Genomic DNA, 21,957 nt, shown 5'->3' on the forward strand with positions numbered 1-21,957 from the left:
CTGGTAGTCGCTGATGTCGTAGCCGTTGTCGTCGTTGGGCGATTTGTAAACGGGCGACAACCAAACCACATCAACGCCAAGCGTCTGCAGATAATCGAGCTTACTGATAATCCCGCGCAGGTCGCCGATGCCGTCGCCGTTGCTGTCACAGAAACTACGCGGATAAATCTGGTAGACGACGCTTTCTTTCCACCACGTCTTGTTCATTTGGGTAGCCTCATGTTGTAGAAAACAAAAGACTCTTGCGGAGAAACCTGCAAGAGTCTTTGGAGCGGGAGCGACGGGATTTGAACCCGCGGTCTTCGGCTTGACAGGCCGACATGTTAACCGCTACACCACGCCCCCCCGTCAGGTTGAGCTTTGCCAACCGGACGGGAGCATCTTACCATGCGGCGCGGCTTTCGTCAAATTTTTAAGCCCAAGACGGATGAGCTAGTCGGGTGCGAAACCCTCACGTCAGGCCATCACGCGGGCAATGCGCTGCAACGCCTCGCCAATATCGTTGGCACTAATTTCATAATGGGTGACGGCGCGCAGCCGTCGGCCCCCTGCGGGAAACAGGCGTACGCCCACCGCGTCCAGCGCGGCCGCCAGCTGCGCCGGGGTCAGGTCAGGGCGCACCAGCTCGAACATAACGATATTGGTGCGGGTGCGGGCTGGATCAGCCTGCAGGCCCGGAATTTGGTTGAGGCCAACGGCCAGGCGTTGCGCGTGATCATGATCTTCCGCCAGCCGCTCGACCATCTGCTCCAGGGCAATGATGCCCGCCGCGGCGATCACGCCAACCTGACGCATGCCGCCGCCCAGCAGCTTGCGATTGCGGCGCGCCTGCTGGATGAAGGGCCGCGAGCCGCACAGGAGCGAGCCAATCGGCGCGGCCAGTCCTTTAGAGAGGCAGAAAGAGACTGAATCGGCATCCGCGGCCAACTCCTTGACATCCACGCCCAACGCGACCGCGGCGTTGAATAGTCGGGCGCCATCCACATGCAGCTTGAGATTATAGCTCCGCGCCAGCGCGCCCACCGCCTGGAGATAAGCCGGGTCGAGCACGGCGCCGCCGCAGCGGTTGTGCGTATTTTCCAGACAGATCAGGCGCGTGCGCGGAAAATGCACATCATCGCCGCGAATGGCCGCTTCGATGTGATTGAGATCGAGCGTGCCATCGGGCTGATTGGGCACCGTACGCGGGTGCAGACCGCCCACGACGGCGGCGCTGCCCTGTTCGTAGTAGAAGATGTGGGCCTGGTCGCCGACGATGATCTCATCCCCGCGGCCGCCATGCGTCAACAGCGCCACCAGGTTGCCCATGTGGCCGCTGGCGACAAAGAGGGCTGCTTCTTTGCCCAGCCGCGCGGCGGCAATGGCCTCCAACTGCTGCACGGTCGGGTCATCGCCCAGCACATCGTCGCCCACCTCGGCGGCCGCCATCGCCGCGCGCATCGCCGGCGTCGGTCGCGTCACCGTATCCGAACGTAAATCAATGATTCGCATCTCTCAACTCTGAACGATGAATTCTGAACTGCTCATTCCGCAAGGCGCCATCCGCGCTTTGCACTCTGCACTTTGCGCTTTTACGTTAATACTTCCGCACCACGTTCCGGTACGCCAGCGGCTGACGGCATTGGAAGAGTTGATGCTCTTCGCGGGCCTGGCGCACCAGGTCAAGGTTGATGCGCGCAATGCCGTAACCTTCAGCGTTGTCTTCCAGGCCGGTGTAGCGTTCACCGCGCGGGCTGAGCACCATCGAATCGCCGAAGAATTGGTAGCTCGGTTCTTCGCCTACCCGATTGGCGGCCGCAATGAAAACCGAATTCTCACACGCGCGGGCCACGCAGTAGGCGCGCCATTCGTCCTGGTGCGGCACTTCCCAGTTGGCGCATACGGCCACCACATCCGCGCCATCCAGGGCCAGGCTGCGCGCCGCTTCGGGGAAGGCCATGTCCCAACCCACCAGCACGCCGAGGTTGCCCCATTCCGTTTCAAAGACGGGGAAGCGGAAGCCATTACGGAAGGCCAGTCGCTCTTCACCCTTGAGGTGAACCTTGCCATAGCTGCCGATCAGTTCGCCGTCCGGCCCGATGACCACGGCCGTGTTGTAGAGGACACTCTCGACTTTGGCCTTGGACACCATGCCGAAGACGAGGTGCGTGTTGTATTGAGAGGCATCCTTTGCCAGGCGGCTGACGGTAGGGCCAGGCACGGTTTCCGCGTAGTCCGTGAAGCGGAGGCCACACTCGTGGCCGGTCGTCGTCAGCTCTGGAAAGACCACCAGGTCTACCGGCTGTTCGGTGCAGATTTTGTTGATGAAATCGGACATGCGACGGATGTTCTCATCCGGTTCATTCAACGTCGGCTGGAATTGCACCACGGCAATCGTAATTTCGCGCATGGAATCGTCATCTCCTTCATAACGTAATCTGGGCGATCTATATCCGTAATACAGTGAGTTGCGGCGCAAGGCTGGCGCCATTGGCGCAACCTGCGACCGCCAGTTAGCGCAGACCGACTTTACGCCGCTTGCTGCGGCTTCAATCGCCCGGCGTCTTCAAGATTTGTTCAATGACCGGCCATTCAGGCCCATCCCAGCCAAACCGGGTCAGGTCAATGCGATCATACAGGTCAAACTCCACACCTTCTTCCTCCAGGAGCTGGCGCTGGAGTCCGGCGCTGTGCGTTTCGCAGGTGGTGGTGACACGGGCATGGTGCGGGCCAGCCTTGCCCACCACCCGCTGCCAGGGCACGACGCCGGCGGCCTCGTCGTGGGTCAGGCCGTGCAGCGCCCACCCCACCGTGCGCGCGGCGCGTGGTTCTCCCATCCAGGCCGCCACTTGCCCGTAGGTGACCGCACGCCCACGGGGAATGAGCCGGGTCAAGGCTTTGACGCGCTCAAAAACATTCGCCATTGCTCCCACTCCTCGGGCGTGTTGACATTGACAAACGAGAGGCGATCCGGGTCAAACTCAGTCACCTCCGCAGCCGTCACCAGGCGCACCTGGACCTCTGGGTAAAACGAGATCATGCGTCTGTCGCCGGCCAGTAGATGGCGCTCCACAGCTGGTGTACAGGTGGCTGGCCGGTAGACCGCATGGAGCGGTTCCCACTGGTTGTCCACCTGCGGCGCCACCACATCGTATCCCGTCTGCGCCAGGGACAGCATAAAGCGGAGCAGCGCGGGGTTGAGAAAGGGCATATCGCATGCCACAGCCAGCGCCAGGTCGCCGCGGGCTGCCTGCATTCCAGAGTAAAGTCCCACCAGGGCGCTGCGTGTGGGGAAGGCATCGGGTGTCAATGTCGCATGAAAATCGGACACTAGAAAGTGGTATGTCTCCGGAGTGTTGGTAACGACAATGAGCTCATCCGCGAGCAAACGCAAAGAAGCGGCCGTGCGGGCAATGAGCGGCTGGCCATCTAATGAAAGCAGCGCCTTGTTCGCGCCCATGCGCCGGCTTTCACCGCCGGCCAGGATGATTGCAGAGATGCCTGCCATGGTCAGCCGATCACAAACAAAAACCCGCTTGACTGGTTGGCCGGCGGCGCTGTCCCAGGCGTGAGAGCCCAGAGCAAGCCACTTCCCGTTGTCAGCGGGCCTTTGTCAGGCGTTGGAGAAGGGGCATAAAAAACCGGAGATTGCCAGGCAATCCCGGTCTGCCCTGCTGTGCGCAGTCCTTACTGGGGGTGTTCGTCCATAAACTTAACGGCTTCGCCCACAGTCGTGATTTTCTGGGCTTCTTCGTCGGTGATCTCGCCGCCGAATTCCTCTTCGAAGGCCATGATCAACTCAACCAAGTCGAGCGAGTCGGCCTCAAGGTCCTTACGGAAACTAGCTTCCATGGTGACGCGCTCCGCGTCCACCCCGAGTTGTTCCACAATGATAGCCTTGATTCGTTCATAAGTGTCGTTCACGTGAAAATTCCTTCCTTCTAATGAGTTCTTGTATGCCGTGCATGCCCATGATGACTTGATGGTGCACCAGGGACTTCTCGATTTGAGCTTTGAACTATTCTAGCAGGGTTGATAGGCACTGTCAATTCAGGCACTTGACAAGCCCATAGCCGCTTGGTAAGATGGTGACGAACTATGATCACCACACGTCTTGAACACCAGATCAGCAGTAAAGTTACGGAAGGACGCAGACACGCCATGCAGGTAGAACACGGCCAACCCCATAAGGAGCGCAAGGCCGATCACATTCGTATCAACCTGGAAGAGGATGTCAATTTTCCCAACCTGACCACTGGGCTTGAAGCTTACCGCTTTCACCACAAGGCGCTGCCGGAACTCAATTTGGACGCCGTTGATCCGCAGCATCAGCTCTTGGGCAAACGCTTGACCGCGCCGATCCTGATTTCGTCCATGACCGGCGGTACGGATCGCGCTTATCAGATCAATCAGCGCCTGGCTGAGGCTGCGCAGGCCCGCGGCCTGGCCATGGGCCTCGGTTCTCAGCGCACGGCCATCGAGGCGCCGGAGACAGCCTGGACATTTCAGGTGCGTCATGTGGCGCCGGATATCCTGCTGCTGGCGAACCTGGGCGCGGTGCAGCTCAATTACGGTTATACGGTGGAGCACTGCCGCCGCGCGGTGGAAATGATCGAAGCCGATGCGCTCATTTTGCACCTGAACCCGCTGCAAGAGGCGCTGCAGGCCGATGGAAACTGGGATTGGTCAGGCTTGCTGGCAAAAATTGCACAGGTTTGCCGTCAACTATCAGTGCCGGTGATTGCCAAAGAGGTCGGCTGGGGCATCGGCGGCGACCTGGCGCGCCGCCTGGTTGAAGCCGGCGTCGCCGCGATTGACGTAGCGGGCGCGGGTGGCACCTCCTGGAGTCAGGTGGAGCTTTATCGGGCGCCCACCGATCGCCTGCGCCGCTTGGCTCGCGCCTTTGCGGATTGGGGCTTGCCTACCGCCGTGGCCCTGGCCGAATGTCATGCCGCGCGACTGGGTGTACCTCTCATCGCCAGCGGCGGCATTCGCACAGGGCTGGATGTGCTCAAGTGCGTGGCCCTGGGCGCAGATGCCGTAGGCCTGGCTGGCCCATTCCTCAAAGCGGCGGATGTCTCAACCGAGGCCGTCCTGGACACGATTGACACCCTGGTTGAAGAAATTCGCATCGGCATGTTCTGCAGCGGGGCCGGCAGCGTTGACGATCTACGCCAGCCAGGCCGATTACAGCGCGTGGTTTGAGAGGATGCGACTGCCGTGTATAAGCAACGGCCGGGACGCCCGTCTTTGCTAGGAGAAGCGAAATCTTATGCTTTCTTTTTCCGCTTTGTCTAACTTTGCCGCCGCCTACCTTCCACGCGTCGAACAGACGATGCGCCAGGCGTTGGCGTCGCCGCAACTGGCCGAGGGGACGCACTATGCCATGATGCGCTATCACCTGGGCTGGCTAGATGAGGAGTTCCGCCCTGCGCAGGCCAAAACGGGCAAAGGCATACGCCCTCTGCTCTGCTTGTTGAGCTGCGCAGCCGTTGGAGGCGATCCGGCGACAGTTCTGCCTGCCGCCGCGGCGCTGGAGATGCTGCACAATTTCTCGCTGGTGCACGATGACGTGGAGGACAACAGCCCTACGCGGCGCCATCGCCCTACCGTGTGGGCGCTGTGGGGCCAACCGCAGGCCATTAACGTGGGCGATGCCCTCTTTGCCCACGCATTCCGCACGCTGCTTGATCTGGCGCCGGCCGCGGCGCCAGACCAGGTCATTGACGCCATGCAGCGTTTCGTGCACGCCTGCATTGCCCTCACCGAAGGCCAGCACCTGGACATGGATTTCGAAACTCGCGCCAACGTGACGACAGACGAATACCTGCTGATGATTCGCGGCAAGACTGCGGCGCTGCTGGCAGCCAGTGTGGAAATAGGCGCCAGCCTGGGCGGCGCACAACCGGCGCAGTTGGCAGCCTTGCGGCAATTTGGCGAATCGCTTGGGCTGGCTTTTCAAATTCAGGATGACATCCTGGGCATTTGGGGCGATGAACAGATGACCGGCAAGTCAGCAGCCAGCGACATTCTGGCGCGCAAGAAATCGCTGCCCGTGCTCTACGCGCTCAATGGCACACAGGGTGCTGCCTTGCGTGAACTCTATGCGCACGCGCGCTTCACGGCTGACGAGGTGCCTGCGGTGTTGGATCGGCTGGCGGCCGCCGGCGCGCGTCCCTACGCGGCGTCGTTGGTCGAAACCTACAGCATGGCCGCTTTACAGGCTTTGCACGAAGCCGATCTTGTACTGCCGGCCGGCGATCTTCTGCGCGATCTGGCTCTGGGCTTGCTCGACCGCCAGACGTAATGCTGTAGTGAAGACCCGTGCGGCCATAAGGGCAAGGATGTGTGTGCTCCGCATCGCCCATGCGCTCGCCAGCATCAACACCGTTGGCGTTGCGCAACCTACCTGTCAACGATCGAGTGATCCATCACGAAACAACGTAAAAAATGTAAAAGGTGAAATCCACCTGGCGAGGAACGTTATGTATAAATCCAATGCGGCCCTGGCCGCCCTGATTCTTTCTCTTCTCCTGCTGGGCTGCACGGCATCTGCTACCCCTGCGCCAACAAAGGCTGCACCAGCCGCGGCCGCACAAGTCATACCTGATTTGCTCAAGTGTGCGAATAACAGCCTGATTTTTCCGCTGCCGCAGGATGCGAGCGAGTGCGCCAGCGTTGCCGGCGGCGCGGCTTTCAAAACGCAGATGAAGCCAGAAGAGGTCATCAAGTTCTACCGTGACTTCTTCGGCAGCGATGGTTGGACCCTGCTGTCCGGCGCGGAAGCTACGAGCGTAACGCCGATTGCGGGCTGGCTTAAGGGCAACACCACGGTTCAACTCATCGCCTTCCCGCAGCAGGGAGGCGGGTCTTCCGTAAATATCAACGTAGCTGCCACCCAGTAGCCTTGCACCTAGTGCTTGCCATTACCGGGCATTGCTGGTATCTGCAGCATGAACTCATCCAGTGACCCGACGGCCAACGCAACATCTACGAGCTGTTCAAGTTGATCCGTATCGAGCTGCTGTAACCTGATTTGGATGGTCGGCGGCGTGATTTGGAAACGCGCCCGCAACAAGCGCAGTAGTTGGCGCAAGGCCCCCTGCTGCATCCCCTGCTGCATGCCTTGCTGCATGCCTTGCTGCATCCCCTGCCGAATGCCTTGCTGCATGCCTTTTTCCATACCTTTTTCTATGCCTTTTTCCATACCTTCGGCCAAACCCTGCTCCAGGATTTCCTGATACCAGGGCGACTCGCGCAAGACGCTCATATCCCACCTCATGATCTGCTGCACTACTGGGATGTCGAACACGAAACTGGCGAAGAAAGCCAGCAGTGGTTCGAGGTCGCTCAGTTTCTCATCCTGACGTAACATGTCCAACGCGCGGACGACAACCGGCTGTTGGTCGCCTCCCTTGAGCACGGGGGCAAACGGCAGCAGCGTGGGCAAGGGACGCTGCAAGACCATGTTGGCATCAACCGTCCACAGGTTGATGACCCGGTAATCCTGCCGCGCATGCAATCCCATGAATTCGGATTCGTAGCGCTCAGCCACCTGGCTGCCGCGTTTCGACGGCAAGATGTTGATTAGGACCGGAAAAACCGGCAGATCGAACGCCTCTTCTGCCAGCCCGGCGTAGGCGCGCATGCGCCGGGGCAGGCGCGGCTTGTACCGTATCTGCAGTTCCGTCAATTGTAGGAACTCGCCGTGTTCAGGACTGAAGCAGCGCATCAATACATCGCTCGCACGGTTGATCCACTGAAACTCGCTCGTGACCACTTCGCGTGCCACGACATCGCTGCGCTGCGTGACCCACTGCGCCCAGGCGTCTGGCGCCAGGCTGATCAGGCGTTTGCCGCCAATATCTGCTGCTTTGGGCATGATCCCCCTCGGGTGGTTGGTGTGCGCGCCAGGTTGACAGAGGAAGTATAAAACGATTGAGGAGGTTCGTCAATCCTGCAAATGCACTTACGGACCTGTCAACGGCCGTTTCGAAGCTTAGGACGACCACAAGCGAAGCATTGGAGAAGCTGCCGTTACGATCCCGTACCCGCGTAGTGGCTCAATCCGAACAGCCAGACCCGATAGGCGATGACGAGTAGGACGGCGGCCACCAATGGACTGATCCAGGCGATGAGGCTGGGGTCTCGGCCAAGCAGATACGAGGCCGGGTAGTACGAAGCAAAACCATATGGAATCAACCAGGTTAGCAGCAGACCGATGCCGCGCTGGTAGATGGTTAACGGGAACTTAGCAAACTCGTGCAACTCGAACACCATGCGCGTCACCGGCACCGATTCAACAATCCAAAAAGCGCTCGTGCAGGTGATGAGGTTCAAGGCGATGAAAATGGCGCCGCCGCTGAGCACCACAACCACCAGGTAAAGCGCAGTGAGCGGCGTCAACGCAATTTCCAGTGTGCGCAGCGCCGTCACGGTCAGCGCCAGGCCTACGATGAAATTGCCGACGCCATCGTGACAAAAGCGATCAGCCAGCAGATGGAAGAGAGGATTGATCGGTCGCACCAAGAAGCGGTCAAAACCACCGCTGCGAATATAGTCGTGCCCGATGGTCCACAGGTTATCTGCAAACATATGGTTGATAGACTTTGCCAGCACCACGAGACCGTAGATGAGCAGAATTTCGTAAAAACTCCACCCCACCAGGTTGGGAATCTGGCGCATCACCACCCACACCATGAGCAGGCCGGCCGCTTGCTCCGACACCGTGGACGAAGCGCCAATCAAGAAATTTACGCGGTACTCCAGCAGGATCTTCAGCCGCTGCTTCAGAAACAATCCGTACAGCCGCACATACCGCCCCATTTCTCCCACCAACGACTCTCCAGCCAAGATTCTGCGCGTTGAATTCAGCATCGGCTCATCCTCCCTGCACCGTGACGGCGCGTACGGCGCGACGAAAGACCAGGCGTGAAGCAAGCGCCATGCACACCAGCCAGACGAGCTGCACCAGCCACAGCCGCGGCGCCTCACTGACAGGCGTGATGCCGCTGAGCAGCGATACAGGCACGTAGAGCGACTGGACAAAGGGGAGCGCACTGGTCAGCGTGCGCAACCAGTCTGGCATCATGTCGAGCGGCACCAGCGCGCCGCTGAAAAAGAGACCAAAGCCATAGCGCAGCACACTCCATCCCCACACTTCTGTCGTGTAGAAGGCCAGGCACGCCAGAATCCAGTCAAAAAAGAAGATCACCGTAAAACCGAGGAAGAGCGACACGGCAAATGCGCCCCAGGTCAGCATGTCGGCTGGCAGGTGCAGCCCAAAGAGGAGCACGGCCAGCAGCACCAGGGGCACCTTGGTAATGGATGCTACCACGACATCGGTCAGCGCTTCAACATAGTAGCGCGCCTGAAAGTCCACAGGGCGCAGCAGCTCGATGCCGATCATGCCTTCACGCATGCCATAGCCCATGGCAAAGATGAGGCGCGTGCCAATGACCGGCGCCAGAATCTGCGCCAGGAGTACGTAGTTGAGGGTTTGCGTCAGACTAAGGCCGCTGAGCGTACTGGTATTTTGATACACCGCACGCCAGAAGTAGACAAACGTCGTCATGGCGACGATTTGCACGATGAACTCCATCCAGACCCAGATGCGATAAGCCAGGAAGAGCTTCGGTTCCATGGCGGCTAAGGCGCCGTAAACCTTCCATGTTGATTTCAGAGACTGCCAGGTGGATTTGAGCATGGGCAGGTCAGTCCAACGCGCCGTTGTAAATCTGCTTGATGATGCTGGACAAATCTGGCTCTGCCAGGGAAAAATCTATCACCTCGGCCTGATTCATGATGGCCGCGGCCACCTGACTGGCGGTGGTGTGCGTACGGTCGAAGCGCAACACCAGCCTGCGCGCATCCGTCACGTCCTCAGCCGGCGCGGGCATCACCTCGGTTCCCGGTGGCATGACCAGCGGCCCCACGTCAGCAGCCATCTCAAACGTAATTGCCCGGAACTTGCCAAAGCGATCCCTGATCGTGCTCAGCGGCCCGTCATAGATCAGCTTACCGTTATCAATGATAATGACGCGCTGGCACAATTGCTCAATGTCGCCCAGGTCATGCGTGGTCAATATCACCGTGGCGCCGTTTTCCCGATTCTGTTGCCGGATGAACTCGCGGATACGCTCTTTGACGATCAAGTCCAGACCGATGGTCGGCTCGTCGAGGTAAACGATCTGGGGGTCATGGATCAGTGTGGCGGCCAGCTCTGCCCGCATCTTCTGACCCAGGGACATGTTGCGGATCGGCACCTGAAGCAGAGACTTGAGCTCGAGGATGTCAGAGAACTGCGCCAGGCGCTGCTGGAAACGGGCAGGTTCTACGCGGTAGATCTGACCAATCAGGTTGAGCGATTCGATCAGCGCCAGGTCCCACCACAATTGGCTGCGCTGCCCAAAAACAACGCCGATGTCGCGCGCATTAGCCACACGCTGGCGATGCGGATCACGCCCAAGCACACGCACTTCGCCGCTCGTCGCGGCCAGGATGCCGGTTAACATCTTGATGGTTGTGGATTTGCCCGCGCCGTTGACGCCAATGTAACCGACTACTTCGCCTGGGGCCACGCGGAAGCTGATATGATCCACCGCGATCTTATCCTGGTGCTGCGGTCGAAAAAGGGCTTTGACCGCCCCTCTCACGCCGGGATCTTTTTGGTTGACGCGGTATATCTTGGTTAGGTCTTTGACCTCAATCATAAGCGTAATCGGCCTCGGTGGAAGAAGGTGATGCCTCGGAAGTTGGTAAGGCATCCCAGGTCTGAGAGGTGTATTGATCGGAGAACAATGATGAGCTAATCGTACAGTCCGCGGCGCACATTTTGGCGCACCTTGAACACCTCGCGCACCATCGAAATCGTGTCGCGCAGGGGATTGATCTTGCTTTCGGTCATGAAGTACCAATGAATCGGCACCTCGGCCACTTTGTAACCGCGGCGTAAGGCAATCGCCAATACTTCTACATCGAAAGCCCATCCCCCCATGGTTTGGCGGGTGAAGACATCGCGCGCGACAGTGCGGTTGAACATCTTGAATCCGCACTGTGTGTCTTGCAAGCCAGGAATGGCCAGGCTGCGCACGATAGCGTTGAACACGCGCCCCATGAGATGGCGATAGTATGGCTCATTGTAACGCACCGCGCCGTCGCCTTCGCGTGAGGCGATCGCGACGTCAAAACCGTTCTGCACGGCCTTGAGGAGCTTGGCGGTTTCGCCGATCGGCATGGCCAGGTCAGCATCACAGATCAGAGCATGTTCCCCGGCAGCCGCCAACATGCCCTCGCGCACAGCTGTGCCCTTCCCTTTGGCCGAATGAAGCAGGCGCACGTAGGGATGATCGGCGCGAAAGCGATTGACCACACCACTCGTGTCGTCACGGCTGCCGTTTTCGACCACCAACACTTCGGCTGTGTAGGGTTGTTGACGCAGGAAATCGTCAATCTTGAGCAGCGAAGCCGGCAGGCGCGATTCTTCATTGTACGCCGGGACAACGATCGTCAACAGCGGCGCGGGGCCGTTGGCCGGCGCACCATGCGCGATAGTATTTTCAGACAATTGATGCGACATGGCGGATTGTGTCACCATTTCTTACGCAGGCTCCAGTCGTTCCTGGCCCCCTAACGAACAAGATTCACCAGGGCAAAACCAACAAGAAACTGAACAGACAAAGCGCCGGCCCAGAGCAGATACGCGCCAGGGCGTTGACGCGGGTAGAGAAAACCGCCCCACACGCCGTTCACGATCAAAGCCCCAAGTCCGATGAGGGGTAGCACAAATAGGGATGCCGGCGCGCCAAAACGATCTGGCTGGCCCAGCGCGTCGAAGTGCAGCGGGAGACTGGCCGGCAGGCTGGGAAAACGGATGCACAAATAGCCAAAGAGCGCCAGGTTTAGAATCAATGTCACCGCCACGATGCCCAAACCGATGCGATCCCGCCAGATGTCCCACTGCCAGATGCCGGGCGCCTCGCGCCCCACGCTGCGCAAGCGATTGGGTCCCAGTTCATAGCGTTCTTGAATCGCCTGGATGAAAGCCTCGGGCGCGGCAGGCGACAAGGCATAACCGACGGTGTAGGTGTGTTCTTTGTCATGCTGTTCAATGAAGAGAACGACCTGCTTTGCGGCCGGCCCCGTTGCCAGACTGATAATATGGCCCACCGCGCTGACATCCCCGCGCACCAGATACGGGTTCGGCCATTCCCACCAACGCCCCTTCACCGCGGCAAATCCACCGCGCTGAATACGCAGAATGGTCCCCAGCGGGATGACTTCTCGCAAAGAGCCCCAGGCAACTGTCACTGCGTCGCGCTCCACCCAGTATTCCAACGACAGGGTACTCCACGTCCGGTAACCCAGGTAGGCCAGAACGGGTAGGCACGCCAGGCCCAGCAATCCCAGTAGAAAGACCCACCCCGAGATGGGGAGTGCAGTCATCCAGCGCAGCAGCAGAACGGCCAGGAGCATGACCCCAACACAGGCGAGCACCCCGCGCCACGCATCGGGTGTAGAGGCAGACTTAAAGCTCATGCCGCCTCAAAAGACCGGTGTACACCAGTCGCAATACTGTGGCACGTTGCCGCGCACAACCTCGAAATAGAGGTCACGCAGTTCGGTTGTGATCGGTCCCATCTTGCCCGCGCCGATCGGACGCCGATCCACGGAGGCAATGGCCGCCACCTGGACGCCGGTGCCGCAGAAGAAAGCCTCATCGGCCACATACAGTTCAGTGCGGTCAATGCTGCGCTCGACCACCTGCAGGCCCAGTTGAGCCGTAGCCAGATCCATCAACGTGCGCCGTGTGATGCCCTCCAGGATGTTGTCGCTGACAGGGGGTGTGATCAAGGTGCGGTTGCGGATGATGAAAATGTTCTCCGCGCTGCCTTCTGACACATGGCCGTCGGGGTTGAGCACAATGGCCTCGTCAAAGCCGTTCATCATGGCCTCGCTCTTGATGAACGCCGAGTTGACATACGCGCCGGCCAGTTTGCCGCGCGCTGGAATCGCCGTGTCATCCACGCGTCGCCAAGACGAAGTACAAACGCGAGCGCCTTCTTCCGATTCGATATAGCGGCCGAAAGGCACCGCGTAAATCGTCACCTCGTCGCGCAGATCGTGCAGACGCACGCCGATGATCTTCTCCGCCTTGTAGGCCAGGGGCCGGATATAAATGTCGTGATGCATCGCCTCGCGCCGCGCCAGGTCGAGCGTGATATTCACCAAATCGTCAGGCGTGAAAGGCAACTTCATCAGCAGCAGCCGCGTGGACATCAAGAAGCGCTCGAAATGGTCGCGAATGCGGAAGACATACAGGTTCTGGTGCTTCTCATTCCAATAGCCGCGAATCCCGCCAAAACAGGCCGTGCCGTAGTGCAGGGCGTGCGTCATGACGCTGACCGTGGCCTGCTCTATCGGTACAATAGCACCCTCAAAAAAAGCATATTTTGTCATTCGAGTCTCCTACCAATCTTCATGCCTGTACGTTTTTCCCGATAGGCTGGCTTTACATCTGCCACGCCGCCAGCGCCGCCAGCAAGCCCTGGTCAGTCATGTCCATAGTCAGCGGCGTGACCGAAATGAAACCGAGCGCCAGCGCGCCGATGTCGGTGTCGCCGGCTTCGTCAGGGATGCCGCCAGGTGGATCGCCGCCAATCCAGTAGTACGGTCGTCCGCGTGGATCATGGCGCTCAATCAGCTTGTCGCGGTAGACGCGGCGCCCCAAGCGGGTGCGCCTCAAACCGCGGATGGCGTCGCGCGGCAGCGCCGGCGCATTGACGTTCAAGAAGCTGTTGACGGGGAGTCCGCGCGCAAAGACCTGGCGCACCAACTTGGCCGTGGCCTCCGCCGCCGGCCCATAATCAATGGCCTCGCTCCATTCCACCGACACCGAAATCGCCGGGAGGCCGGCCACGACAGCTTCCATGGCTCCGGCCACCGTGCCCGAATAGGTAATATCATGCCCCATGTTGGCGCCTTGATTGATACCAGAGACAACGAGATCGGGGGGCTGCGGAATGAGCCCGAGCAACGCCAGGCTCACGCAGTCAGACGGCGCGCCTGTGGTGGCAAAGGCCGGCGTGCCATCGGCCAGCGTCACCTGGCTGACCCGCAGCGGCTTATGCATCGTCTTCGTGTGACCGGCCGCGCTCCAGTTGCGATCCGGGGCAAAAATGGTAATGTCAGCCAGCGGCGCCAGGGCCTGCTTCAGCGCCAACAGCCCGGGGGATTGGACGCCGTCGTCGTTGGTAATTAGGATCCGTTTCACGTCCTGCCTCTGGGGCGCCTATTATCGGCCAAGTCAGGATTGACGTCAACTGGGCGCAGCCAGGAAATCGGCAGACTCAGGCGGCCGGAATTCATCGGCGCCGGTCTCGCGTCCGCTGCGGTCAGCGTCATCGGTGCAAGCCAGGTCAAGGGAGCCGCGGTCGCCTTTTTTTCTTTGTGAGTCACCAGGATGGTCACAGGATCGGTCTTGGTGCTGTTGCCTGCAGAATCAAAGGCTTCGATGTAGATTTGGTGCGTCTCTGTATACTTGCCGCCGGCCACAATGGCGCTCATCCCATTGTAGAAACGCTGGATGATGCGCCCTTGCGGATCAACCACAACCTGGCTAACCACTATTTCCCGCGTCGTCGTGGTGCCGTCGCTGTTGGTGATGACCTCTGTGCCCATGACCGGCGCTGAACCTGGCACCGGCTTCAGATTGAGCATCTTGATCGTCCATTTCGCATTGAAAGGCGCCACCGTGCTGGAGCCGACCTTCTGCTTGTCCACATAGAAATCAACCCGATCCATGGACCAGTTGTCGCGCGCGTTCGCTGTGATACTGACCCATTCATCATCTTCCATCACGTACAGCTTGCCGTTGAAGGGGTGCTCGATCTCGGCCCGCGGGGCTGTGTTGTCCACCGTCACCTGCGTAACGGCTGTGCGTACATTGCCGCTGCCTTCGGTCACGCTCAGCCGCACGGTATACAGACCATCGAGTGCGCTTGTGTCCCATATTTCCAGGGTGTCATTCTGCTTCTGATCGCCATGTTCCGGCCCAATCTGCGTCCACGCGCCGGGATTGAGTCCTTCGCCAAACTCAACGCGGTAGTTGCGGAAATCGCCCGCGCGGGCGTTGCCAATCAGCGGCACCAGGCCTTTGACATAGCTGTAATTGCCAGGTGTTACGATCGCCACTTCGTCGTTGACCGGCCCTTGTCCATAAGCGGTGTCGTACTCCTTAGGCGGCTGTGGAATGCCGTTTTCTGCCACCCAGTCGGCCGCTTCTGGCGGCAAAATCTGATAGACGCGGCGCTGAATCAATTCAGGCGGCGTGTAGGGCGTGGATAGTTTGCCTGTCTCGCGGTTGATCTCAAACGACCGCCAAACCGTGTCATAGGTCTTTGGCTGGGTGCCTTCGATAAACACCTCGGTGCGCTTCTGTTGACATTCCGCCGTCGGCAGCAAGCCAGACGGATAGCAGACCGTCATTTTCACGATGCCGTTGGGTTGTGGGAAAGGCACATTCGGTGAGTTGCCTAAGCCCGCGCGCATGACTTGATTCCAGATAGGCGCCGCGCCGGTCAAGCCGGTAATCTTGTCCATCGGTTCGTTGTCGGTATTGCCCACCCAGACGCCGACGGCCAGTTGGGGCGTATAGCCCACTGTCCAGTTGTCACGCCAGTTGTTGGTGGTGCCTGTCTTGGCTGCAACCGTGCGATCGGGAATTTCCAGGTCGTTGGGGCGACCAAATGCCGCCCAACGCGCGGCCGTATCAGAAAGAATGTTGGACATCACGTACGCGACCTGCGGAGAAACAACCTGCTCCAGCTTGGGCTCTTTGTATTCGTAGATGATCAGCCCGTTTTTGTCGCGCACCTGCAAGATGGAAACCGGATCCAGGGTGCGAAAACCTTCGGTCTGGCGATCTTCGGGCACGCGCTGCCCCGCCATCACGCCGTTGTTGGCTAACACACTGAACGCGTACACCATATCCAGCAGCTTGACTTCGCCGCCGCCCAGGGTCAGGGCCAGGCCGTAATAGTCGTCACGCAGGGTGGAGATGCCCATCTTGTGCGCGGTATTGATCACGTTCTTCACGCCAACCTTGCTCAGCATCCATACGGCGGGGATGTTGTATGAGCGCGCCAGCGCATCACGCAAGAACTGCGGGCCATGATATTTGCGGTCGTAATTCTCTGGCACATAGGGCGCCTCCGCATCGGGGAAAACAGTGCGCACATCCACGATCATACTGGCCGGGGTGTAACCCTGCTGCAAGGCAGTCAGGTAGGTGAAGAGCTTGAACGAAGAGCCTGGCTGGCGATTGGAGATGGCGACATTGACTTCGCCGTCAATATCCTTATTGTTGTAGTCCAGGCTGCCCACCATGGCCATGATCTCGCCTGTGGTCGGTCGCACCGCCACCACGGAGGCGTTGTGCACATTGTTCTTCTCACGCACCTTTTCCACTTGGGCGCGAGCGACTTCTTCCGCCTTTTTTTGCAGGTCGAGGTCGAGCGTGGTGTAGACCTGTAGGCCGTTGCGCCAGATAAAATAGGGATCGTCGGCTGTGTTGAAATCGCGACGTAGCTGATCCAGCACATAGAGCGCAAAATGCGGCGCATCGAGATACTCGAAGCGCTCGTTTGCGCGTTGACGCACCGGCAGCGGCTTCGTATCCGCGTACGCTTTGGCTGCTTCAGCGTCAGCCGCGGTGATGTAACCGGCCTCGGCCATTGCATCCAGCACTTTGCGCTGGCGGCGATAGGCATCTTCAGGCGCTTGAATGGGGTTCAAGCCGGGATACTGGGGCAGGGCGCTCAGCATGGCGGCCTCGGCCAGGGTGACATCGGCAGCGGACTTATCGAAGTAAATGCGCGCCGCGGCTTCAACGCCGTACGCAGCATTGCCGTAGAAGTTGTAGTTCAGGTACCATTCCAGGATTTGGTCCTTCGAGTAGCGCCGCGTGACCTCGATCGCCATGATCGCTTCTTTGATTTTGCGCGTGTAGCTGCGCTGCATGCGCTCCTGGGGTGGGATCAGCACGTTCTTGACCAACTGCTGCGTAATCGAACTGGCGCCCTGCACCGAGTTGCCTTGCAGATTGGAGACAAAAGCGCGCCCCAACCCGCGCAAGTTGACGCCAGGGTTCTCATAGAAGCTGCGGTCTTCCAGGGCAATGGTGGCCTTCACCAGCCAGGGGGATATCTCGTTGAGAGGGAGATAAGTGCGGTCGCCGCGGAATGGTCGCGGGTCAATGGATTCATACAGCAAGTGCTGGCCGGTGCGGTCGAAGATCTTGACTGTGGCGAAGTCTTCCTGTTCGGTCTCGATCGCGGCGGCGTCAGGCAAGTTCTGCGCAAAGTAGACGTAGACGCCGGCCGCGGCGGCCGCAGCCGTCAACACGCCGCCGCCAAAGACCAGAAAGAAAATCGCCGCTCCGCTCAGGCTAAGTTGGAAGAGCCAACGCCAGGGCCGCGGCTTGTGACGTTCGTGCCGGCGCTTTTTCTGGCGCCAAAGGATGATCTGTTGTGTTCGATTTGTCATGTTCGTGTAACGCACAGCGACGGCGCCCGGTTCCGCGGCGATTCGTTGCCTACGCCAGGTCGAAATGTTCGTGCAGGGTCGGCGCCACCACGTTGGTAATGCCCAAGCCGCGGATGCCGTCAGCCAAGGCGTTGGCTGACTCTGGTTCACCATGCACCAGAAAAACCTGGCGCAAACGCGCATGATCCATGTGATCTACCCAGGCCAGCAGGTCATGGCGGTCGCCATGGGCGCTGTAGCCCTCGATACGTTCAATGGCCGCGCGCACCGTGTGCATTTCACCAAAAATGCGCACAGGCGAGACGCCATCCAACAAGCGCCGCCCAAGCGTGTTTTCGGCCTGAAAGCCCACAAAGAGAATCGTGTTGCTGGCATCGCCAATGCTGTTGCGGAGGTGGTGCAAAATGCGGCCGGTTTCCGCCATGCCCGATGCGCTGATGATAATCGCCGACTCGCGCAGGAAATTGAGCGCCTTCGAGTCCTTGACGTCGCGCACGTAGCGCAGGTTCTTGAATCCAAACGGGCCGCCGCGCCCTTCAGCCTGATCGAGCAGCTGCCGCGTTTCCGCGTCGTAACACTCTGGGTGCAGCCGGAAAACTTCTGTGATGTTCGTTGCCAGCGGGCTGTCAATATAAACGGGCAGATTGGGAATCTCCGCCTCTTCGGTCAACTCATACAGCGCGTAGACCAATTCCTGCGTGCGTCCAACCGCAAACGCGGGCACAATCACCTTGCCGCGCCGACGAAACGTCTGTTTAATAATGGAGGCCAGGTGATCCTGGGCCTCAACCGGCGTCTCGTGCAGCCGATCGCCGTAGGTGCTTTCCATAATCACGTAATCAGCCGCGGGCAACAGGGTTGGATCGCGGAGAATAGCCAGACCCTTGCGACCAATGTCGCCGGAAAAGACCAGGCGTGTCGAGCGTTCGGCTTCCTGGCAATCCAACTGCACCATAGCTGAACCGAGAATGTGGCCGGCATCGAAAAATGTGAAGGTCACGCCGGGGAGCACCTGGGTAGGGCGCTCATAATCCGCCGTCATGAAGTACTTCAACGAAGCCAGGGCATCCGCGCGGGTGTAAAGCGGCTCAACCGGCGGCTCGCCTTGGCGCGCGCGGCGTTTGTTGAGAAACTCCACGTCGCTTTCCTGGATATGGCCGCTGTCTTGCAGCATGGCCACAGATAGGTCGCGCGTCGCCGGTGTGGCCCAAATCGCGCCGTGAAAACCTTGCTTGACCAGGTTAGGCAGATTGCCCGCGTGATCAATGTGCGCATGTGATAGAATCACCGCATCAATCGTCGCCGGGTCGAATGGAAAATGTAGATTGCGCGCGTACGTTTCCGCGCGTGGGCCTTGATACAAACCGCAGTCCAACAGAAGCCGCTGACCGTTCACCTCAACCAGATGCATGGAGCCAGTCACCGTTTGTGCGGCGCCATGAAATGTTACTTGCATTGGGAATCCTTTTTCTACGTTCGTTACCTGATGCCTGCTGAAGAGTTCACGCGGCTTTAGGTTGCATCGTGAGCACGGTCAGGATTTCGTGGCCATAGAGGGTCTGCTTGGCCGGGCCAAAGCCATCGCACGCGGCCAGGTCGGTTAATGTGGCTGGGGCTTGCCGCGCAATCGTCATCAGCGTGTCATTGGTCAGGACCACGTCTGGATCCACGCCGCGTTCGACGGCGCGCGCAGTACGCCAGGCGCGCAGGGCTTCATAGCGAACCGCCGTGCCCTCATCGGGCCGCACGAGGTGATGGTGGACGCGTTTGGGCGGCGCAGGCGCCGGGCCTGCGGCGGCTTTTTGCATCGCCTGCACCAGCTCGCCGCCGAAGCGCCGCATCAAGCCGGGATTGATGCCAGACATCGCCATGAGTTCCTGGAGAGTAGCAGGGAGTCGTTCGGCCAGTGTGATGAGCGTTTGATCGGCCAACACCTTGAAGGGCGGCTGATCGAGTGTGCGCGCCTTCTCTTCGCGCCACAGGTATGCCGCCTGAAGTGCAGCCAGGTGGCCGCCATCCAGCTCACGCGCGCCGCGCAGCCGCCAAAACCCGTCGGGGTCGAATGGTCGGTGCATATACTCGACCGACGTCATGCTGGCGAATACTTCGTGCGCCTCGGCCAGTCGCCCACGCTGCGTCAACTCCTGCTCCAGCCGCGCGCGCAGATCGAGTAGAAAATGGGTGTCGAGGCGTGCGTAGGATAGTTGGGCGCGGGTCAGAGGGCGCTTGCCCCAATTGGCGCGCTGCATGCGCTTGTCCATGACCACGTCAAACTGTTTTTCCAGGATGGCGCCAAGACCCACTTCATGCCAGCCAAGAATCCGCGCCGCCCACAACGTGTCGAACACGTTCGCAAACGTAAAGTCATAGTCACGCTTTAGGATCAGGACATCGTTCTCAGCCGCATGGAAAACCTTCAAGACTTGGGGAGCCGCAAACAGAGCGCCGAGCGGGCGCAAATCCATTTCGATGGCCAGGGGATCAATGATGTAATCAGAAACGTCCTGCCCGTTCTCCCCCTCGGCCTGCCTGACTGACAACTGAATCAGGCACACTTTATGATAATAGGCGTACAGGCTGTTGGCTTCAGTGTCCACCGCTACGGCTGGCGCGGCCATCAGTCGCGGTAGAAGGGTGTTGAGTTGGGCGGTCGTACGAATCACAATGGGGGGTGGCAGATTAAGTTGTGGTAGTTGCGCCGCCGGCTGCGCCTGGCCGGCATCACGGCTTGACATAGCGATCCCCTCGACAAAGGCTCTTGCAGACAATGGCTTTCATTATCGCAGATTTGAGCAGGATGTCAAAGTTGTTCGGCTTGCCAACTCAGGATAATGTGGTATAATTTCTACAGTCTCCCACAAGAATGTTTTGCCTACGTTTGGTCAAGGAGGTGATGAACCTGGTTCGGCGAGTTAAGCGCCCGTCAGCATGCTCCCGCTCTCTGCACCGGCCTGGCTGCGTCTGAACACCTTCAATCCACGATTTCCTATTCTCAACTTTCGATCTGTTTTTACCGGTTAGGACGTTGGAACGGTTTTGGCTCTTAGCCCCGCCCTGTTGGGGAACGCGGGACCTATGGTGATTTCTAGCCTTCACCCTCTAGCCCGTTGTTTCGGCGCCAATCATATTTTCAGTCGGGCATCCGAGCAGTATCGGCAACGGGTGTCTCTGGCAGCGGCGACCGCACAGTTCTGTCTAACGTTCAAACCACAATGCGCAACTCAATTCTCAATCAGCAAGGAGCTGCAATTTCATGGCTAGCGTAACTTTCGAACATGTGTACAAGCGTTGGGGTGATGTCACCGCGGTCAATGACCTGAACATCAGCGTGGTAGACAAGGAATTCCTCGTTTTTGTTGGCCCTTCGGGCTGTGGCAAGACCACCTCGCTGCGCTTACTGGCCGGCCTGGAAGAAATCAGTGACGGCAAAATCATGATTGGCGACCGTGTCGTCAATGACGTACCTCCCAAAGATCGCGACATCGCCATGGTGTTCCAGAGCTATGCGCTCTATCCGCACATGAGCGTCTACGACAACATGGCTTTTGGCCTCAAGCTGCGCAAGATGCCCAAGACCGACATTGACAACCGCGTCAAGAACGCGGCTGAGATTCTGGGCATCACGCAACTGCTCGACCGCAAACCCAAACAGCTCTCCGGCGGTCAGCGCCAGCGCGTGGCCGTAGGCCGCGCCATCGTGCGCGAGCCGAAGGTCTTCCTCTTCGACGAGCCGCTCTCCAACCTGGATGCCAAGCTGCGTGTGCAGACGCGCGCCCAGATCAGCAAGCTGCACCGGCAGTTGGGCACCACCTTCATTTATGTGACTCACGACCAGGTCGAGGCCATGACGATGGCCAGCCGCATCGCGGTCATGAAGGATGGCCTGCTGCAGCAGATTGACTCGCCGCAGAACCTGTACGACCGACCGGCCAACGTCTTCGTCGCTGGCTTCATTGGCAGCCCGTCTATGAACTTCTTCGAGGCCACGCTGGTCGAGGCAGACGGCAAGATGTTTGTGGACGGTGGGTCTTTCCGCATGGAGATTCCAGGCGCCCGTGGCGAGGCGATGCGCAAGCATAAGGGTCGCCAGGTGATCTTTGGCATTCGGCCAGAAGACGTTCACACCCGCGGTTTCGAGCCGCAGAATATCAGGCCGGCGGAGCTGCAGGCTGATGTGGATGTCACTGAGTTGATGGGCAACGAAATTTTCCTCTACTTGCTCACAGGCAAGAAGCAGTTCGTGGCTCGCGTGGACCCTCGCACCCAGGCCGTCGCCGGCGACAAGATTGACCTTGTCTTCAACATGGACAATACGCACTTCTTCGATCCCAAGACGGAATTAGCGCTGCGCTAACTGGCGGCCCCACTTGCTGTCCTGACCCGTCTTTGCATCGAGCCAGGACAGCCTCGTCAAGCGTAACCAGCAGAGGCCAG

At 59.4% G+C, this 21,957-nt stretch carries 21 protein-coding genes and 1 tRNA gene; 4 read left to right on the forward strand and 18 right to left on the reverse strand.

What is annotated here, in order from left to right; translation table 11 throughout:
- From ACPQ6D_RS20695 to ACPQ6D_RS20725, 7 genes are all read right to left on the reverse strand, one after another.
- Positions 1-207: alpha-amylase family glycosyl hydrolase (locus ACPQ6D_RS20695; RefSeq protein WP_423226250.1), on the reverse strand; the 207-nt coding region annotated here is incomplete at its 3' end.
- Between the two features lie 65 nt (positions 208-272).
- A tRNA-Asp gene (locus ACPQ6D_RS20700) sits at positions 273-345 on the reverse strand.
- 111 nt (positions 346-456) lie between these two features.
- Entirely contained in the window at positions 457-1,491 is a 1,035-nt protein-coding gene (ltaE, locus tag ACPQ6D_RS20705; RefSeq protein ID WP_423226251.1) for a low-specificity L-threonine aldolase, read from the reverse strand.
- Between the two features lie 85 nt (positions 1,492-1,576).
- A complete protein-coding gene (locus ACPQ6D_RS20710) occupies positions 1,577-2,389 on the reverse strand; it encodes a carbon-nitrogen hydrolase family protein (RefSeq protein WP_423226252.1) in 813 nt (270 codons plus the stop codon).
- 139 nt (positions 2,390-2,528) lie between these two features.
- On the reverse strand, positions 2,529-2,903 hold the full coding sequence (locus ACPQ6D_RS20715; RefSeq protein WP_423226253.1) for an MGMT family protein: 375 nt from the start codon (positions 2,901-2,903) through the stop codon (positions 2,529-2,531).
- A complete protein-coding gene (mobA, locus tag ACPQ6D_RS20720) occupies positions 2,870-3,487 on the reverse strand; it encodes a molybdenum cofactor guanylyltransferase (RefSeq protein WP_423226254.1) in 618 nt (205 codons plus the stop codon). Before mobA ends, ACPQ6D_RS20715 begins: the two co-directional genes overlap by 34 nt.
- Before the next feature lie 179 nt (positions 3,488-3,666).
- Positions 3,667-3,903, reverse strand: a complete 237-nt coding sequence (locus ACPQ6D_RS20725; protein ID WP_423226255.1) for an acyl carrier protein — start codon at positions 3,901-3,903, stop codon at positions 3,667-3,669.
- A 237-nt stretch (positions 3,904-4,140) separates the two neighbouring features.
- Between ACPQ6D_RS20725 and fni the strand changes: the two genes are divergently transcribed.
- The 3 genes from fni to ACPQ6D_RS20740 all read left to right on the forward strand — a co-directional run bounded on the left by fni (position 4,141) and on the right by ACPQ6D_RS20740 (position 6,884).
- Positions 4,141-5,184, forward strand: coding sequence for a type 2 isopentenyl-diphosphate Delta-isomerase (gene fni / locus ACPQ6D_RS20730; protein WP_423226256.1), 1,044 nt, complete (start codon positions 4,141-4,143; stop codon positions 5,182-5,184).
- 67 nt (positions 5,185-5,251) lie between these two features.
- Entirely contained in the window at positions 5,252-6,286 is a 1,035-nt protein-coding gene (locus ACPQ6D_RS20735; RefSeq protein WP_423226257.1) for a polyprenyl synthetase family protein, read from the forward strand.
- A 43-nt stretch (positions 6,287-6,329) separates the two neighbouring features.
- Complete coding sequence (locus ACPQ6D_RS20740) at positions 6,330-6,884, forward strand: hypothetical protein (protein ID WP_423226258.1); 555 nt, start codon at positions 6,330-6,332, stop codon at positions 6,882-6,884.
- 8 nt (positions 6,885-6,892) lie between these two features.
- On the opposite strand, the gene ACPQ6D_RS20745 is transcribed toward ACPQ6D_RS20740, so the two are convergent.
- The 11 genes from ACPQ6D_RS20745 to ACPQ6D_RS20795 form a co-directional block, all read right to left on the reverse strand.
- Positions 6,893-7,861, reverse strand: a complete 969-nt coding sequence (locus ACPQ6D_RS20745; protein ID WP_423226259.1) for a DUF4351 domain-containing protein — start codon at positions 7,859-7,861, stop codon at positions 6,893-6,895.
- A 155-nt stretch (positions 7,862-8,016) separates the two neighbouring features.
- On the reverse strand, positions 8,017-8,856 hold the full coding sequence (locus ACPQ6D_RS20750) for an ABC transporter permease (RefSeq protein ID WP_423226260.1): 840 nt from the start codon (positions 8,854-8,856) through the stop codon (positions 8,017-8,019).
- 4 nt (positions 8,857-8,860) lie between these two features.
- Entirely contained in the window at positions 8,861-9,685 is an 825-nt protein-coding gene (locus ACPQ6D_RS20755) for an ABC transporter permease (protein WP_423226261.1), read from the reverse strand.
- Between the two features lie 7 nt (positions 9,686-9,692).
- On the reverse strand, positions 9,693-10,691 hold the full coding sequence (locus tag ACPQ6D_RS20760) for an ABC transporter ATP-binding protein (protein WP_423226262.1): 999 nt from the start codon (positions 10,689-10,691) through the stop codon (positions 9,693-9,695).
- 95 nt (positions 10,692-10,786) lie between these two features.
- A complete protein-coding gene (locus ACPQ6D_RS20765) occupies positions 10,787-11,557 on the reverse strand; it encodes a dolichyl-phosphate beta-glucosyltransferase (RefSeq protein WP_423226263.1) in 771 nt (256 codons plus the stop codon).
- 50 nt (positions 11,558-11,607) lie between these two features.
- The gene (locus tag ACPQ6D_RS20770) at positions 11,608-12,516 is read right to left on the reverse strand and encodes a DUF1648 domain-containing protein (protein ID WP_423226264.1); all 909 of its coding nucleotides are present in this window, start codon (positions 12,514-12,516) and stop codon (positions 11,608-11,610) included.
- A 6-nt stretch (positions 12,517-12,522) separates the two neighbouring features.
- Positions 12,523-13,437: a branched-chain amino acid transaminase gene (locus tag ACPQ6D_RS20775; RefSeq protein WP_423226265.1), complete on the reverse strand. Its 915-nt coding sequence runs from the start codon at positions 13,435-13,437 to the stop codon at positions 12,523-12,525.
- 52 nt (positions 13,438-13,489) lie between these two features.
- On the reverse strand, positions 13,490-14,251 hold the full coding sequence (gene surE, locus ACPQ6D_RS20780) for a 5'/3'-nucleotidase SurE (protein ID WP_423226266.1): 762 nt from the start codon (positions 14,249-14,251) through the stop codon (positions 13,490-13,492).
- Positions 14,248-17,523, reverse strand: coding sequence for a penicillin-binding protein (locus ACPQ6D_RS20785; RefSeq protein WP_423226267.1), 3,276 nt, complete (start codon positions 17,521-17,523; stop codon positions 14,248-14,250). Before ACPQ6D_RS20785 ends, surE begins: the two co-directional genes overlap by 4 nt.
- A gap of 49 nt (positions 17,524-17,572) precedes the next feature.
- Complete coding sequence (locus tag ACPQ6D_RS20790) at positions 17,573-18,979, reverse strand: MBL fold metallo-hydrolase RNA specificity domain-containing protein (protein WP_423226268.1); 1,407 nt, start codon at positions 18,977-18,979, stop codon at positions 17,573-17,575.
- 46 nt (positions 18,980-19,025) lie between these two features.
- The gene (locus ACPQ6D_RS20795; RefSeq protein WP_423226269.1) at positions 19,026-20,258 is read right to left on the reverse strand and encodes a ribonuclease D; all 1,233 of its coding nucleotides are present in this window, start codon (positions 20,256-20,258) and stop codon (positions 19,026-19,028) included.
- Positions 20,259-20,776: 518 nt separating this feature from the next.
- Here ACPQ6D_RS20795 and ACPQ6D_RS20800 point away from each other — a divergent pair.
- Complete coding sequence (locus ACPQ6D_RS20800; RefSeq protein WP_423226270.1) at positions 20,777-21,877, forward strand: ABC transporter ATP-binding protein; 1,101 nt, start codon at positions 20,777-20,779, stop codon at positions 21,875-21,877.
- Positions 21,878-21,957 lie beyond the last annotated feature (80 nt).

The organism is Candidatus Amarolinea aalborgensis (genome assembly GCF_900491745.1).
Classification (GTDB): domain Bacteria; phylum Chloroflexota; class Anaerolineae; order SSC4; family Amarolineaceae; genus Amarolinea; species Amarolinea aalborgensis.

Coding starts and splice junctions, on each gene's coding strand:
- ACPQ6D_RS20765 (WP_423226263.1), bottom strand. CDS start 11,557: ATGTCGCATCAATTGTCTGAAAATACTATCGCGCATGGTGCGCCGGCC.
- ACPQ6D_RS20710 (WP_423226252.1), bottom strand. CDS start 2,389: ATGCGCGAAATTACGATTGCCGTGGTGCAATTCCAGCCGACGTTGAAT.
- ltaE (WP_423226251.1), bottom strand. CDS start 1,491: ATGCGAATCATTGATTTACGTTCGGATACGGTGACGCGACCGACGCCG.
- ACPQ6D_RS20760 (WP_423226262.1), bottom strand. CDS start 10,691: ATGATTGAGGTCAAAGACCTAACCAAGATATACCGCGTCAACCAAAAA.
- ACPQ6D_RS20795 (WP_423226269.1), bottom strand. CDS start 20,258: ATGTCAAGCCGTGATGCCGGCCAGGCGCAGCCGGCGGCGCAACTACCA.
- ACPQ6D_RS20745 (WP_423226259.1), bottom strand. CDS start 7,861: ATGCCCAAAGCAGCAGATATTGGCGGCAAACGCCTGATCAGCCTGGCG.
- fni (WP_423226256.1), top strand. CDS start 4,141: ATGCAGGTAGAACACGGCCAACCCCATAAGGAGCGCAAGGCCGATCAC.
- ACPQ6D_RS20770 (WP_423226264.1), bottom strand. CDS start 12,516: ATGAGCTTTAAGTCTGCCTCTACACCCGATGCGTGGCGCGGGGTGCTC.
- ACPQ6D_RS20735 (WP_423226257.1), top strand. CDS start 5,252: ATGCTTTCTTTTTCCGCTTTGTCTAACTTTGCCGCCGCCTACCTTCCA.
- ACPQ6D_RS20775 (WP_423226265.1), bottom strand. CDS start 13,437: ATGACAAAATATGCTTTTTTTGAGGGTGCTATTGTACCGATAGAGCAG.
- ACPQ6D_RS20800 (WP_423226270.1), top strand. CDS start 20,777: ATGGCTAGCGTAACTTTCGAACATGTGTACAAGCGTTGGGGTGATGTC.
- ACPQ6D_RS20755 (WP_423226261.1), bottom strand. CDS start 9,685: ATGCTCAAATCCACCTGGCAGTCTCTGAAATCAACATGGAAGGTTTAC.
- ACPQ6D_RS20785 (WP_423226267.1), bottom strand. CDS start 17,523: ATGACAAATCGAACACAACAGATCATCCTTTGGCGCCAGAAAAAGCGC.
- ACPQ6D_RS20750 (WP_423226260.1), bottom strand. CDS start 8,856: ATGCTGAATTCAACGCGCAGAATCTTGGCTGGAGAGTCGTTGGTGGGA.
- mobA (WP_423226254.1), bottom strand. CDS start 3,487: ATGGCAGGCATCTCTGCAATCATCCTGGCCGGCGGTGAAAGCCGGCGC.
- ACPQ6D_RS20790 (WP_423226268.1), bottom strand. CDS start 18,979: ATGCAAGTAACATTTCATGGCGCCGCACAAACGGTGACTGGCTCCATG.
- ACPQ6D_RS20715 (WP_423226253.1), bottom strand. CDS start 2,903: ATGGCGAATGTTTTTGAGCGCGTCAAAGCCTTGACCCGGCTCATTCCC.